This window comes from Solirubrobacter deserti (assembly GCF_027587175.1).
GTDB lineage: Bacteria > Actinomycetota > Thermoleophilia > Solirubrobacterales > Solirubrobacteraceae > Solirubrobacter > Solirubrobacter deserti.
In genome coordinates, this window is sequence record NZ_JAPCID010000034.1 from 1 (window position 1) to 15,640 (window position 15,640).

Here is a 15,640-nt window from a genome sequence, read left to right on the forward strand (position 1 = left end):
CGGTGCCCGCCTGCCGGCGGGCTCGGCAGCCGCGGGCGCGGACGCCGTGCGCGGCGCTCCCATGACGCGCCGGGCCGGTTCGACGTCCGGCGCCTGTGGTCGAGCCGCGGACGGACGTCGCCCTCCGTCATCGCCGCCGGTACCTTGCGCCGCCGCGCCTCCGCTCGGAGGCGGCGGAGGCGGTGAACCACCGACGGGCGGAGGCGTCGTCGGCGGCGGCGCGCCGCCCGAACCGGTGGGAGGGGTCGGCGGGCGCGTCACCCCACCCGCGGCGTCGATCGTGATCGGCGGCAGGTTCAGCAGCCGCCGCCCCTGCGCGTAGTCCCAGGTCGAGTTGACCAGCGGCACGGAAGTGCACTCGGGCGCCAGGCGAAGTCCTCGGATCGTCGCGGTGACGCTGCCGGCGTTGCGCCGGTACGCGCGATCGAGGCTCCACAACTCCGCGTTCGACGCGCGCGCCTGCGTGGCCACCAGCAGGTCGTCGTCAGAGAGCGCGTTGGACCTGAGGTTCGCCGCGTAGTCGCGGACCCGGTCCGCCATCGTGGAGCTCGATCCGGCCGGGGCGACCGTCAGCTGCAGGTCCGCCAGCATCGCGCGGTAGGCGGCACGCATCTGCGGGTCCTCGATGTCGTCCGTGATCTCTCGCATCGCCTGATGGGTGACGTACAGCCGGTGCCCGGCCTGCTGGAGCCCGCGCAGCGTGCTCGCCGCCGCTGCGTTGCCCCGATTGATCTGGTCGAGCACGTTGCCGTCGAGCATGATCGTCCGCGTCTGCGGCGGGGCGACCGTCCCCGTGCCGCCGCCTCCTCCGCCACCGCCGCCCTCGCCACGCCCGTTGCGCGCCAGAACACGGCCGAACGCTTGGTTGCCGATCGTCGCGGCGAGCGACCGCGCCCGCTCGGGCGTACCGGCCAGCGCCAGCTCCAATGGTGGCGCCCCGACGCGCTCGGGCACTGAGGCCGGCGTTTCCTGCAGCGCGCGCTCGTGTGCCACGGAGAGACGCTAAGCCGATCCTGCGGACAGGTCAACCGGCCGATTGCGCCTGCCTATAAGCCTGGAAACTGGGTTCCGGACCGCCAGATTCTGGCCCCGGTCACACGCGACGGTCCTGAGGGATCTATGGTCCGTGAAACGGTGCCGGCCGGGGCGCGGGAAAGGGAGAGCGGGTACGAATCGTCCAACCTTTGCCCGGCACACCCGGCCGGCGGACGAGTGCGGCGCCGATCTGCCGTGACGCGTTGAGTAGGCGCGTCACAGCGCGTCGCAGCTCGACGTTGACAACTTAGCCACTCGGTGCCCGTCGACGGCACTTTTTCGCGCGCGCCGGTCCGGACCGCACCGACCGTGCCTCGGTCTCGGTGTCCGCGCGCGTACCCGCGCCCGGGCACTTGAAACTCAACTTCCGGGCCATGTCCCTGCGCGGACATTCTTTCAATGAGGCGTCCGTGAGCGGTTGACAGAACCTGGATCGGCGTGTTGGGTTCTGACCGAGTCGCTGCGGGGGAGCCTGCGGCGGACCCCAATAAGAGAGCGGGTACGAGATGTTCGCCTCTACGGCGCGTCGGGTCGTTCGCTGGTGGCTGTCCCGGTTCGGTGGTGAGGACGCCAGGCCGACTCGATTCGTCGTGGTGGCGCTCGCCACGCTCGCGGGGCTGGCTGCAATCGCGACGGCTGGAGCTCCGGTCCGCGCTCAGCGCGCGTCCGAGACGGCGACACCTTCGAGCACCGCGCCGGCCGGGACACCCACCGGCACAGCGCCGGCCGCGACGCCGACGGGCACCGCGCCAGGGGTTACACCCACCGCCTCGCCAACTGCGACGCCGACACGCTCGGCGGCAACGCCGACACCGGCGCCGGCAGCACCAATCAGGCGGCCGAAGCATTCAAGCGAGCCGAACGCGGTCGCGAACCGGGCAGCGTCGAAGACCGCGTTCCGGACGCTCAGCGCCGACGCTGCCGGGCGCTTGGCCTTGGACCGGTTCCCCGGCATGGTCGGGCCTCGCCGGTCCGTGTTGGAGCGCGTCGGCTCACCGGCTGAGAGCTCGCGGCTGCAACGTCCCAACGCCGCGCTGCTGACGGACAAGCAGGGTGAGACGTCGGCGCTCGTCTCGTCGGCGCCGGTGCAGTCGGCGGTGGGCTCGGGTCGGCTCGCCCCCGTCGACCTGGGCTGGCGCGCGTCCGCGTCCGGCTTCTCGCTCAAGAATCCGCCGCGCGAGGTGGCCGTCGGCGCCTCGGCGCCCGACGGTGCTCGCTTCAAGGACGGCGGCATCGGGTTCGCACCCGTGGGAGCGCCGCGAGCTCCGGGCGAGATCGTGGGCGGCAGCGTCTTCTACGCCAACGTCGCGAGCGACGTCGACTACCTGGTCGCCCCGCGCACCAGCGGCCTCGAGGCCATGTTCGTGTTGCGTTCGCAGGACAGCCCGGAGCGCGTCGCGCTCGAGTACCGGCTGGAGCCGGGCCTGACCGTCCGCGCGCCGCTGGCGCCGGGTCGATCGGCCGAGATCGTGCGCGGTGAGACGGTGATCGGCGCCACGACGCCGGTGCGGGCCGTCGACGCCGAGGACGTCCCGGTCACGACGCGGGAGTCGGTCGTCGACGGCAAGCTGGTGATCGAGATCGCTCACCGCGGCGCGGGTCTGCACTACCCGATCCTCATCGACCCGACGGTCTACTACATCGAGAACGCGGTGGGCTTCTTCCAGCCGGATCTGAGCGCGCCGGTCCAGGGTTCCAACGGCTACCTCCAGTACTACCTGAACAACCAGTCCGGCACGGCTCCCGGCGACTGGGGCGAGTTCCGCTATGAGCCGCCGGGATCGGCGTACGTCGTGGCCGCCGGCGGCGAGCTCTATCGCTATGGCGCGGGCTACAGCGAGAGCGTCCTCGGACTCCGGGACTCCGGTGGTTCATGGGTACCCGGCAGCCCGGTCGCGGCGCCGGACGGCGCGGTCACCGTGTGTGTGATCTACAGCTGCGAGGAGCCGGAGTCCTACGACAGCCCGACGAACGATCTCTCCTACTTCTCGGGCACGCAAGCGGTGTTCCGGATGGACGTGTTCGCACCGACGTCATGGGAGGACCACATCGTGTTCGCGCCGTGGCTGCAGGTGGATGACCCGGACGTCCCGACGCTGTCCGCGGTCACCGGCGCATCCGGCGGCTGGGTGGGGACCGCCTCGCGCACCGTGTCGGCGACGGCGTCGGACGGCGGGCTCGGCGCCATCGCCTTCGAGCTCGTCCGCAACGGGACGGTGCTGGCGACGACGGACCGCACGGACTGCACGCCCGGCTCTCCTGCCACCGGTGGTTGGTACCCGTCCTGCTCGAGCAATTGGGCGGCTTCGCTCTCCTACAGCGCCAGCTTGTTGCCGGACGGCGCCTCCACGCTCGGCGTGCGCGCTCGCGACGCCGCCGGCCACGTCTCGGCGCTGCAGACGTGGAACGTCCAGGTGGATCGCAATGCGCCGACGGTGTCTTTCAGCGGGTCGTTCGCGAACCCGGTGGGTTCTGGCAGCGACATCGGCATCACGGGCACTGACAGCTCGGGCGGCTCAGGCATCGCCAAGGTGCACGTGAGCGTTGACGGCGTCGCGAAGCCGTCGATCGACTTTTCCTGCTCGGGCGGCTGCTGGAACTCCCGGACTGGCTACCACTCGTTGGATCCCGCCTCGTATTCCGAGGGGCTGCACACGATCACGGTGCGGGCGGAGGACGCTGCGGGGAACCTGTCGACCGCGCTGACGCGCAACATCTACGTGGTCCATCCGGACGGGCTCAACCGCGGCCGGTTCGGGCTCGAGAACTTCTTCGCCTACGAGAGCACGCCGACGGGCGCGGGCACCGCGGCGCACGTGAACGCCGCCAACGGCAATCTCGTCTGGCATTCGACCCCGGTCGTCAACCCCGGTCGCGGGTTGTCGAGCGTGGTCAACCTGACCTACAACTCGCAGGATCGCGGCGCCTACGTCGGCTCGCTGATCCGTGAGGGCGGCACGAAGGTCGTCGGCTATTCGATCACCTCCGCCGGCTATCTCAGCGGCACGGTGTACGGCGAGGCCGGACACGGCTTCTCGCTGGGCATCTCCGGCCTCACGCGCCTCAACGAGCCGCTGCGTCGTCTCGCCGGCGCGAGCGCCGATGATCCGTCCACGCTCGGCCTCACCGACGTCGACGGCACCTATCACGAGTTCTGGCGTGTTCCGAACACCAACCGGTTCTCGGCGCCGGCCGGGGTGGAGCTGGCGTTCCGGATCTACTCGACCACCGACCCGGCGCGCAAGTTCGCCGCGACGCGCCCTGACGGCGTGACGTTCTTCTTCGACACCGAGGGCTACCAGACCTACATCACGGATCGCAACAACAACACGATCCGCTTCGACTACGAGCGCTACTCGAAGGTCACCGGCAACGTCTCGGACTGCAACGGCTCGCCCTCCGCGAACCTGCTGTGCACCAAGCGCGTGATCCGGGTGGTCGACCCCTACGGCGTCCAGCACGGTGGGGCCGAGACCGCCAAGCGATCGCTGACCATCAGCTACCGACCCGGGCCGACACTGCCCACCGGCAGCCACACCCTCGACATCCACGACGTCCAAGCGCTCGCCGGCCCGGTCGGAGGTCGCGCCGGCCGCATCTCGCGAATCGTCGACCACGCCGGCCGCGTCACCGACTTCGGCTACGACGCCGACGGCTACCTGACGACCCTCAAGCAAGGCGAGGTCGTCTCGCCCAACGGCACGCCCAGCACCGCGCACGTGCGCACCACCACGTTGACCTACGCGGGCTCGGGCCCCAACCGTCAGCTCGCCAGCGTGATCGACCCCCGCGGCAACGACACCACGCTCGCCTACGAGACCCCGGCGGCGCCCGGCGCGGCCGGCGTGAAGAGCGTCGGCATGCGCTCCACCTCGATCACCAACCGTCGCGACCACGCCACCGCGTTCTCCTACGACGACCCCAACCGCTGCTTCACCGCCACCGCCCCGGTCAACCGCGACACCAAGTACTGCACCGACACCGTCGGTCGCGCCGTGACCATCACGGACGAGCTCGGCACCGTGACCGAGATGGGCTGGAGCACGGACAACTACATGACGCGCTACGAGGTCGCGGCCAACCGGCCCGAGGCGGCTGAGACGGAGATCACCTACACCCGTCTCGGAGACCCGGTCACGATCACCGACCCGCTCGACCGCGTGACCACGCTCAGCTACCGCTTCGGCACCGAGAGCGGCCCGACCAACGGCGGCCTCGACGACGGCACGCAGTACGTCACCGACCTCACGTCGCTGCGCCGGCCGGCGCGCGGCAACACGTTCCTGTTCCCGGCGCCGACGGTGACGTTCGGCCTGGACAACGCGGGCAACGTGACCAGTCGCACCTACGCGGGGTTGGCGCCGGCGCAGACCGAGTACGGCAGCTACGGCCTCATCAACTGGGAGGAGGACGAGCACGACAACCGCACGAGCTACTCGAGCTACGACGCCAACGGCATGCCGACGGTCGTGGTCGATCCGCGCCAGAACGCGGGCGAAGCCGGCTACGACGGTACGTGGCGTTACAACTACGACCCGGTCGGCAATCTGCTGGCGGTCACCGACCCGCGCGGCGGGACGTCCGCAACGCCGGGCCAGCCGTACACCACGTCGTTCGTCTATGACGCGTTCGACCGCGTGCGCGAGTCGTGGACGCCGAAGTGCACGGACCCGAGCAACGACCCGGACGAGGGCTGCCCGACCAAGACGTGGAGCCATCGTCTGACCGAGTACGACGCGAACGGCAACCCGACGCGCTCGACCGACGCCGAGGGCGCACACACCGACCGCGAGTTCACGGCGATGGACGCCGTGTCGTTCGAGCTCGCCCCCGCCGTGAACCATCACGGCGAGCAGGACCCGGCTCGTGAGAAGACGTCCTACGACTACGACGCGCGCGAGAACGTGACGCTCGTCACCTCGCCGGAGGGCAGTCAGTCCGCGAGCGTGGCCGGGGATCACGCGACGGCGTACGAGTACGACGCGATCGACCGGCTCGTCGTCGAGCAGCGCCAGAGCCGCGGCGACGCGGTCAAGAACCTGATCACCTCCTACGCCTACGACTGGCGCGACAACGTCGTGGGAGTCGCCGACCCGCTGGCCAACAAGGTCGGCGACGCGAAGACGAACGCCGCGTCGGCCAGCGCCCAGCGTTGGCTCTACCGCTACGACCTGGCCGACAACCGCGTCGACCAGATCGAGAACCCCGACGCCAGCGGCGGGGTCCCCGCGCTGCGCACGTTCCGGACCTTCGACGCCAACAACAACCTCGCCAGTGTGATCTCGCCGCGCGGCATGACCCTGACCGGCCCGAACGGCACCGCCGCCGAGTTCACGACGACGTTCCAGTACGACGTGCACGACGACGTCACGCTGATAACGCGCGGGGGTCAGCGCACCACGGCGTACGCGCGACGCGACGACGGCAGGATCACGGCGATCACGTCCCCGCGCGGCGTCGCCAGCACGACGGTCGCAGGCGACTTCCAGACCGCGTACACGTACGACCGCAACGGCGACGTGGCCACGGTCACGCTCCCGCGTGCTCCGGGCCAGGTCCCGTCGCGCGCCGCCAAGGTCAAGTACGGCCGCAACGCGGTGGGCGACCCGATCGACATCAAGGACCCGCGCGGCAACGACGAGGCCAACGGCACGCCCGCGCCGCCGGCGCACTACTTCTCCAACCGCTTCTACGACACCGGCGAGCTGCGCTGGACGGACCGCCCGAGCTGGTGGACGGTCGAGCCCGGCGGGCAGCCCGAGGTCCGCGAACGCACCCCGGACGAGTGGCTCTTGTTCGATGGCAGCCGGCCGCAGCTCCCTCAGGGCCCCGGTGACTTCGGCAAGGTCACGGGCATGCCGCTGCCGGACCTGCTGCCGATGGCCGGCGGGACGGAGCTCCGGTACGACGGCGAGATGCGTCTCGAGAGCGTCGTCGACGTGGCCGGCAAGGTCATCGATCTGCGGCGCGACGACCTGGGCCGGATCAAGGGCATCGAGTACCCCTACAAGGCCGACGACTCCTCGACGACGTCGGTCGACGAGGAGGTCCGCATCCCCGCGGAGTTCGGCTTCGATCGCAACGGCAACCTGGTCATGTCCGAGGACGGCGAGGGCGAGCAGACGGTCACCGAGTTCGACCAGTTCGATCGCTGGGTCAAGCGCACGTCGCCTGGCGCCCTGACCGACGGCGGCGACCCGGACGACGATCCGCTGCCGACCGGCGGCTTCCTGGAGGAGGTCACCGAGGCCACCTGGGACGAGAACGGCAACCAGACCGTCTTCGAGAACGCGCGCAACAACGCGACGACCAGCACCTACGACGCGGTCGACCGTCTGCGGAGCGTCAAGGACCCGCTCGATCACGTCACGACCTACGACTACGACGCCAACGGCAACCAGACGTGTGAGCGCATGCCGCGAGGGAACACGTCCACGTCGACGACGTGCGCCGCCGGCGACTTCACCACGATCCGCGACTACACCCGCTTTGACGAGCTCAAGACGGTGTCGCAGCAGGCGGGCTACGAGAGCGAGGCCGACCAGGTCCTCACGACGACGTTCGCCTACGACCTGGACGGCAACCAGATCACGGTGACCGCGCCCGGGGCACGGCGCGGCCCCGGCGGCGGTCTTCGCACGCAGGTCACCGAGCGCCGCTACGACGGTGCCGGGCGGCCGTTGATCGTGATCGAGGGGAGCAAGCACACTGGCGACCAGGAAGACGCCGCCTTTGACGATCGCACCGTGACGGTCATGGAGTACGACCTCTCGGGCAACCTGCGCCGGGTCGTCAATCCGAGGGGGGCACCGAACCCCGACAACATCAACCTCGACAACCCGGGCGCGGCGCTCGCGGCCCTGACCAACGACGACGGCTCCTCGATCCCGCCCGTGGGCAGCAATCCGCCGGCCACCGCCGCCACGTATCACGCCACGGTGTTCTCGCTCAACGAGGACAACCATCTCCGCTCGACCTGGCTGCCCGTCGGCGCCAACAGCACCAACGACAGCGAAGACGACGTGCAATGGCGCTCGATCGTCGAGCGCGATCAGCGTGGCCGGGTGAAGTGGATCGACGCCCCGTACCGGAGCACGACGGCCAACCGCGCGCGCACCGGCTACTACTACTACGACAACGGCTGGATCCGGGAGTCGACCGACGAGTACGTCGTCGACCCCAACGAGGACGACGATGACGACGGCCTCCGCGAGGGCGCGTACACGTACGACTTCGACAAGCGCGGCCTGCAGGTCAAGTGGGACGCGGAAGGTCCGCGTAGCGTCACGCGCCACTACTACCCGAACGGCCAGCTGCTGCGGCGGATTGCCACCGGCGATGACACCGGCCCGCGGCGCTACAGCTACGGCTACAACCGCAACCGCTCGACGATCAGCATCCGGCAGACCAATGACGGCCGCGAGACGCACAGCGTCTACGACGTCGCCGAGCGCCTCACCGAGGTCAACGAGGTCGACACCAACGACAGCTGGGACGACGACAAGGACACCTTCTACGACTACGACGCGGACGACAACATCACCGTCCGCAAGACCGACGGCAACCTCGGCACCAACCCGGCGTACTCCGGCGGCAAGACGTCGACGTTCGAGTACGACTCGATCGGCCGCGAGCGCAAGGTCACGGTCGACACAAGCAACCAGGCGGACCGGATCACCCGTACCACGTGGTGGCCGGCCGGCCGCAAGGCCAACGTGCTGCGCCAGAACGGCGAGGTCTGCCAGCGCACCTACTTCGACACCCAGGGCCGCGTCACCGCGCGTGGCCGGACCACCAACGCCGATGAGCGCGGCTGCGAACACGCGGAGACGAACTACCGCTACTTCGAGTACGACGGCAACAGCAACCGCAAAGACGAGTACCGCTGGAGCAATGCCACTCCGCCGACGAGGGTGTTCTACAACCGGCACGAGTACAACTCGCGCAACCAGCTCGTCTGGTGGAAGCGTGGCGTCGACGCGCGGCCGGTCGACCGCCCGCATCCGGAAGCCGACGAGCCTGTCGTGGGCTCCGAAGTCAAGTACAAGCTCAACGGCGCCGGCGCCACTACCCAGATCCGCGACGAGCGGGCCAACAACCACGTCATCGAGACCGACTTCGACGTGGTCGGCTATCGCCTGAAGACAGCGCGCTATCAGGACACGCGGATCAACAACAACGCCGAGCAGACGCAGTACTTCAAGTACGACTCCGCCGGCAACCTGGCCTGCTCGAGCAGCACCGACAGCAGCAACAACGTCGACAACTGCGCGGGCGGAACCCGCCTCCGCTACGACGGGTTCAGCCGCCTCACCTCCACCGAGGGCGCGAGCACCGACAAGCGCTACGAATACGACGGTCTCGACCGTCGTGACAACGAGTGCGTCCGCGCGACGTCCGGCTGCGCCTCGGGGACGACGCGCGAGCACAGCTACGTCGGCATGACCGAGCAGCTCTCGCGGACCCGCGACCCGAGCGACAGCAACGACACGGTCAACACCTACGACTACGACTCCGCACTCGGGCGCATCGGCCAGGCCAGCGACGACGCCGACCAGAACCGGCACGACTACCACAGCTACTTCACCGACCCGGCCAACGGCAACGTCATCGGACTCGAGGACCCAGCGGGCACGATCGACCCGGACGACCGCTACGACCTGAATCCGTACGGCGAGCAGGAGAATCCCAACAGTCCGAGCGTCGAGGCGGGCGAGAACCCGTTCCGGTTCCAGGGCCACCACTACGACGGCGGCATCCGCGCCTATGACATGCAGGCTCGGTCCTACCTGCCGTCGATCGGCCGCTTCAGCACCGCGGACCGCTTCGAGGACGCCCTCGGGGACTTCGCGCTCCAGTCCGATCACCTGACCCAGGAGCGCTACGCCTTCGGCGCCGGCAACCCCGTCAACCGCGTCGAGTTCGACGGCCACCGGGCCGCCGACGGCGACTGCACCGGGATGACGGACGGCAAGGGCGGCTACCGCAACTGCAAGGCACGGCCGCCGGCGCCCACCGACACCCCCCCGCAGCCCAATCCCCCAGATCACGGACCCGGCTCAGACCCGACCAACAACCCCGCGCAACCTCCAGCCTCGCCTGACGCCGGCAAGACGCCTACTGGCGGCCCGCCGCCGCGGTTCTCCCTGCGCAACATCGGCACGTCGGACTCGCCGCCGGAGGGGTACGAACTCGATCGCGACATCGAGGACGTCCACCTGACGCTCGACGGCCTCGGCCTGTTCCCGTGGCTTGGTGAGCCGGCGGACCTTGCCAACTGCGGCATCTACGCCGTCCGCGGAAAGAAGCTCGACGCCGGCCTCTCGTGCGGAGCTGCGGTGCCCGGCCTGGGCTGGGGCGCAACGGCCGGGAAGTGGAGCAAGCGGGGAGTCGACGGCGCAAAGAGTGGTGCCAAGGTCGCTGTCGACTCGGTCCCCCCGCAGAGCGCGGGGCGGCAGCTCCTCAAGTCGTGCACTGCCATTGGCGGACTGCGCTCGTTCAGCGCAACGACGGGTGTCCTGATGGCGGACGGGACGCTGCGGCCGATCTCACAGATCCGGGTTGGCGATCGGGTAATGGCCGCGGATCCCTTGACCGGCGTGCGCGGGTGGCGACGTGTGCTGGCGGTCTGGAGTCATGACGACACGCTCGTCGATCTGACGATTGGAAGCGAGCGACTGACAACCACTGAGGACCACCCGTTCTGGAACGCCACTGACGGCGAGTGGCAGGACGCCGCCGATCTCACGCCCGGCGATTCGGTCTTCACGGTCACGGGGGAGCGAATCAGCGTCGGCGGCGTGCGGCCCGAGTCTCTCCGGCAGGGGCGCGCGTACAACCTCAGCGTTGAGGATCTCCACACGTACTTCGTCGGTGAAGCCCGCGTGCTGGTGCACAACGACTCGTGCGCTGTTGAGCCCGCGTCCGACGTCCTAAGGTACGCTCCGACCCACGGCCTGAGAGCAGAGACCAGCGCGTACATGCAGAGTCTCAGCAACGACGAGCTTTTGGCGCTGGTCAACAATGCTGAGAGTCGCGAGGGCATCTTGGTGACGCCCGGCGGGAAGCTGATCGGTGGCCACCACCGAGTGGGCGAGCTGCGTCGGCGCATCGAAGGAGGAAGCTTGGATCCGAACGTGAAAGTCCGGGTGGAGACGTTGGACTACTAGTGGCCGGGTCTCCGCCCATTCCGCCCGGCGCCGCCGTTGAGAAGGGAGATCCGGATTTCTGCCTAGCCGTGATCGACCGCAGCCAACTCGCTGTGCTTGAGCAGGAGGCTCAAGCAGCGGGTTGGCCGGCTCGGTGGGGCTCCGCAGCGGCTCTCGAACGTCAGGTTGGGCTTGGCCCCGTCTACGTCCGGCCGATCGTTCGGGAGCGTAGGGACGAGTCTGGTCTGGTCCTGGCATACCGCTGTCTCGTGCTGTTCAGATCGGCGTCTGATCAACGGCCGATTGTCATGACGCTCGATGTCGGGGCCAGCTCTCTGCGATCTCTCGACGTCGTTGAGTTGCAAACGAACGCCGGACGCGCGGCGCTGGACATCTTCTCGCTGCTGCTGCGCGTGACCGATGTTTCGCCGCATGATCTCGGTGGACTTCCAACGCCGTCGACATGATGGTGTGCGACCGAATACGGGCGCTGGTGAGTCGCCAGCGTCCGCAGTCCGATGGTGAAACGCCAGCGGTGTGCCGAGCGACGTTCGGAACCGTGCTCGCGAACTCCGCGAATGTCTGCGGCGTTCGTCGTCGAGGAGCGCAAGTTGTGTGGGGCGCCCCAGTCCGTACAGTGCCTGCTGGGTCTTGCGGGCGACCCTCGGCCACCATAAACGCACGTGGCTACGACACTCGACCGCCCCGACCGGCCGGATGATGGCCGGCCGTGGGCGCTGTACGAGGGTGATCGGATGCTGGGCCAGGGGGTGCGCGAGGCGCGCACGGCGGGCCAGCCCTGCAACACCCGCTGTCCGTGGCGGTCACGATGTTGGTCTACCGCGGGTGCTCGACATAAGCGACGACGCCACCTACATCTCGAAGGGCTCCTCGGCCGCGACCTCGACGACATGTCTCGTTGCTGTCGGCCGCGCGCGGCGCGTCGAAGGCCTCAGCGACACGAGCCCGCTGCCGCCGCGCCGGCCAGCCCTGAGAGGCGACCGGCTCTGACAGTGACGGCGTCGTCCCGCGCCGGCTCGACGGCCGGACGGCTCGCGGTCGGCGACAAGACCGCTCCATGCGCGCCGCGGCGCCGGACTCCGCCCGAGACGACGAAAGCCCCGGAGATCCGGGGCTTTCGTGAGGAGCGGATGAAGGGACTCGAACCCTCGACCTTCTGCATGGCAAGCAGACGCTCTAGCCAACTGAGCTACATCCGCGCGGTGGGCGTCGAGTATAGCCGCCCTTAGGAGCTCTTCCAGGGCGGCCAGTACATTCATTTCATGGCGGACTCCCCAACCGAGCGACGGCCCCGGACTCCGTTGCCCCCGCGGCAGGACGGTAAGCCCCCGGCGCAGCGGCCCGGGAACCAGCCCCAGGGGCGCGCGCCGCGGATGCCCGGCGGGCGCAACTTCTGGATCATCGTCCTCAGCCTGCTGGTCCTCAACTACGTGCTGATGGCCGTGTTCTCGCCCGGGCAGAAGCCGAGCGTGACGATCCCGTACAGCAGCGCGCAGGGCGCGCCCGGCTTCACGCAGATGGTCGACCAGGGCAAGGTCGCGCGGGTGAAGATGGAGGGCGCGACGGTCACCGGCGAGTTCAAGCAAGAGCAGCGCTATCCGGACGCCGAGGCCGAGCCGGCGAAGAACTTCGACACGGAGCTGCCGACGCCGGTCGTCTACGACGGAACGGCGCTGCTGGACCAGCTCAACGAGAACAACGTGGAGATCACGGCCACGCCGATCAACGACGGGCGCGGGTTCTTTACGTCCCTGCTGCTCGGGTTCGGCCCCGTGATCCTGCTCGTGTTCCTGTTCATCTGGCTCTCCCGCCGCGCCGCGGGCGGCCAGATGGGCGCGCTCGGCCAGTTCGGGCGCTCGAAGGCGCGCCGCGTGGAGGGCGACCAGACGAAGGTCACGTTCAACGATGTCGCGGGCATCGACGAGGCCAAGATGGAGCTCACGGAGGTCGTCGACTTCCTCAAGAACCCGCAGAAGTACCAGGCGCTCGGCGGGCGGATTCCGCGCGGCGTGCTGCTCGCCGGCCGCCCGGGCACGGGCAAGACGCTGCTCGCGCGCGCCGTCGCGGGCGAGGCGGGCGTGCCGTTCTTCTCCATCTCCGCGTCGGAGTTCGTCGAGGCCATCGTCGGCATCGGCGCGTCCCGCGTCCGCGACCTGTTCAAGCAGGCCAAGGAAGCGTCTCCGGCGATCATCTTCATCGACGAGCTCGACGCGATCGGCCGCCAGCGCTCCTCGGGCGGCGGTCCGTTCTCCGGCGGCAACGACGAACGCGAGCAGACGCTCAACCAGATCCTCACGGAGATGGACGGGTTCGAGACGGGGGACACGGTGATCGTGCTCGGCGCGACCAACCGCCCCGAGATCCTCGACGCCGCGCTGCTGCGCCCCGGCCGCTTCGACCGGCGCGTGACGGTCCCGCCGCCGGACAAGGAGGGCCGCAAGAAGATCCTGCAGGTCCACACGCGCAGCCTCCCGCTCGACCCGGACGTCGACCTCGACGACATCGCCGCGATCACGCCCGGCATGGTCGGCGCGGACATCGCGAACCTGTCCAACGAGGCGGCACTGCTCGCGGCGAGAAGAGGCCACGCGAAGGTCCAGCGCGTGGACTTCACCGACTCCCTCGAGAAGATCGTGCTCGGCGCGCCGCGCGGCATCGTGCTCTCCGAGGAGGAGAAGCGCCGCACCGCGTACCACGAGTCCGGCCACGCCATCGTCGGCATGCTCACGCCGGGCGCGGACCCGGTGCGCAAGGTCTCGATCATCCCGCGCACGATGTCGCTGGGCGTGACGATCTCCAGCCCCGACTCCGAGCGCACGAACTACGACGTCGACTACCTCACGGGCCGGATCAAGGTCGCCCTGGGCGGCCGGATCGCGGAGGAGCTGGTGTACGGCTCGATCTCCGCGGGCGCGGAGTCCGACATCCAGCAGCTCACCGGGATCGCGCGTCAGATGGTCGGCCGCTGGGGCATGAGCGAGGCCGTCGGCCCGATCGCGGTGATCCCGTCCGACGCCCAGGGCCCGCTGCTGCCCGGCGTGTCCGAGGTGTCCCAGGCCACGCAGCAGCTGATCGACTCCGAGGTCAAGCGGATCGTCGACGAGCAGTACGCGCAGGTCGTCACGCTCCTCGCCGAGAACCGCGACAAGCTCGACAGCCTCACCGAGCGCCTCCTGGAGGAGGAGACGCTCGACATGGATGACGCCTACGCGGCGGCCGGGCTCACCGCCCCGCGCGCGCCGGTCGACGTCCCGCTGAACGCCTGATCAACCCAGCGCGGCGCGGCCGCGCTGCACGCCCGTCTCACCCCGCGCGAGCCGCTCGCGCGGGGCGTCGAGCAGCAACCCGTCCTCGTTGAGGTAGTCGCGCCACGTGTGCGCGGGCTTGTAGCCGATCAGCCGCTCGGCCTTGGCGTAGGAGATCCCGCCGGCGTCCGCACGGGCCAGCTCGCCGACCGCCACCGCCTCACCGAAGTGGTGGGCGATCAGCTCGCGCAGCGGCCGCCCGGTGCCGTTGTCGGCCGAGACGACGTACAAGGCCTCATGACCCGCCGTCCGGGCCTCCGCGGCCAGGCGCAGGCCGTGCGCGAGGTCGTAGATGTCGATGTAGCTCCAGAACGACTCGCTGGGCGGCGCGCTGAACGGGTCACTCACCCAGGGCTTCAGGGAGCGCTCGTAGTTGCCCTCCCACTGCACCCAGGACGGTCGGATGGACACGGCGGTGACGTCCGAGCGGGCGACCATCGCGTCCATCAGCTGCTCGCCGAACACCTTCGCGAGCGCGTACGGGTCCTGCGGGCGCGCCGGCACCGACTCGTCGATCGGCGCGGCGGCGGCGTGGAACGGCCGCTCGGCGAACGCCATCCCGGTCACGGTCTCGCTGGAGACGTTCACGACGCGGTCCACGCCCATCCGCACGGCGGCCTCGGCCACGTTGAACGTGGCCATCACGTTGTTGCGGAACACCGTCGAGCCGACGTTGCGCGTCGGCTCGGGCAACGCGGCGCAGTGGATGACCACGTCGGCGCCGCGCACGACCGCGAACGCGTCGCCCGCGTCGGTCAGGTCGGCCTGCACGTAGTGGGCGCCGAAGTCGCCGCCCTCGTAGACCGGGGCGACGACGTCGCAGCCCGTCACCTCGTGGCCGGCCGCGATCAACTCGTGGATCGTCGCCGCGCCCACCTTGCCGTGGGCGCCGGTGACCAGGATTTGCATCCCGCGTGTACTACCAGTCGCGGACGACGAACACCGCGTAGGCGAACGCCAGCGCCCCCACCAGGCCCGCCACGACCGGGATCTGCGTCCCCGCGACGGCCGCGAACGTCGCGTGGCCGGTGGCCGCGTAGGCCGTCGCGGCCAAGCAGCTCGGACGCGCACAGGCCGATGCACAGCCGCCCGAAGATCTCGGGGGCGCCGAGATACGGCAACGTCAGCCAG

The 15,640-nt window shown here is 69.6% G+C and carries 6 protein-coding genes, 1 tRNA gene and 1 pseudogene; 3 read left to right on the plus strand and 5 right to left on the minus strand.

Translation table 11 applies throughout. The annotated features are described in order from the left end of the window. Positions 1-993: pseudogene (locus tag OJ962_RS21645) on the minus strand (hypothetical protein); the annotation flags it as partial. Between the two features lie 697 nt (positions 994-1,690). Then, positions 1,691-1,990 carry a hypothetical protein gene (locus OJ962_RS21650; RefSeq protein ID WP_270006591.1) on the minus strand — a complete coding sequence of 100 codons (300 nt, stop codon included), beginning with the start codon at positions 1,988-1,990 and terminating at the stop codon, positions 1,691-1,693. Between OJ962_RS21650 and OJ962_RS21655 the strand changes: the two genes are divergently transcribed. Continuing rightward, entirely contained in the window at positions 1,989-11,204 is a 9,216-nt protein-coding gene (locus OJ962_RS21655) for a polymorphic toxin-type HINT domain-containing protein (protein WP_270006592.1), read from the plus strand. The genes OJ962_RS21650 and OJ962_RS21655 overlap by 2 nt on opposite strands. A 248-nt stretch (positions 11,205-11,452) precedes the next feature. Next, positions 11,453-11,650, plus strand: a complete 198-nt coding sequence (locus OJ962_RS21660; RefSeq protein WP_202952502.1) for a hypothetical protein — start codon at positions 11,453-11,455, stop codon at positions 11,648-11,650. A 679-nt stretch (positions 11,651-12,329) separates the two neighbouring features. Here the strand turns inward: OJ962_RS21660 and OJ962_RS21665 are convergent. Beyond that, positions 12,330-12,403, minus strand: a tRNA-Gly gene (locus OJ962_RS21665). Between the two features lie 174 nt (positions 12,404-12,577). Between OJ962_RS21665 and ftsH the strand changes: the two genes are divergently transcribed. Beyond that, complete coding sequence (ftsH, locus tag OJ962_RS21670; RefSeq protein WP_270006593.1) at positions 12,578-14,470, plus strand: ATP-dependent zinc metalloprotease FtsH; 1,893 nt, start codon at positions 12,578-12,580, stop codon at positions 14,468-14,470. Here ftsH and OJ962_RS21675 read toward each other — a convergent pair whose 3' ends face one another. Continuing rightward, positions 14,471-15,418, minus strand: coding sequence for an NAD-dependent epimerase/dehydratase family protein (locus OJ962_RS21675; protein ID WP_202952505.1), 948 nt, complete (start codon positions 15,416-15,418; stop codon positions 14,471-14,473). A 10-nt stretch (positions 15,419-15,428) separates the two neighbouring features. Beyond that, a complete protein-coding gene (locus OJ962_RS21680) occupies positions 15,429-15,563 on the minus strand; it encodes a hypothetical protein (protein ID WP_255525651.1) in 135 nt (44 codons plus the stop codon). Positions 15,564-15,640: the final 77 nt, after the last annotated feature.

What these genes read in the sequence shown, in the direction of transcription:
- OJ962_RS21675 (WP_202952505.1), bottom strand. Translation starts at nt 15,418, where the DNA reads ATGCAAATCCTGGTCACCGGCGCCCACGGCAAGGTGGGCGCGGCGACG.
- ftsH (WP_270006593.1), top strand. Translation starts at nt 12,578, where the DNA reads ATGCCCGGCGGGCGCAACTTCTGGATCATCGTCCTCAGCCTGCTGGTC.
- OJ962_RS21655 (WP_270006592.1), top strand. Translation starts at nt 1,989, where the DNA reads ATGGTCGGGCCTCGCCGGTCCGTGTTGGAGCGCGTCGGCTCACCGGCT.
- OJ962_RS21650 (WP_270006591.1), bottom strand. Translation starts at nt 1,990, where the DNA reads ATGCCGGGGAACCGGTCCAAGGCCAAGCGCCCGGCAGCGTCGGCGCTG.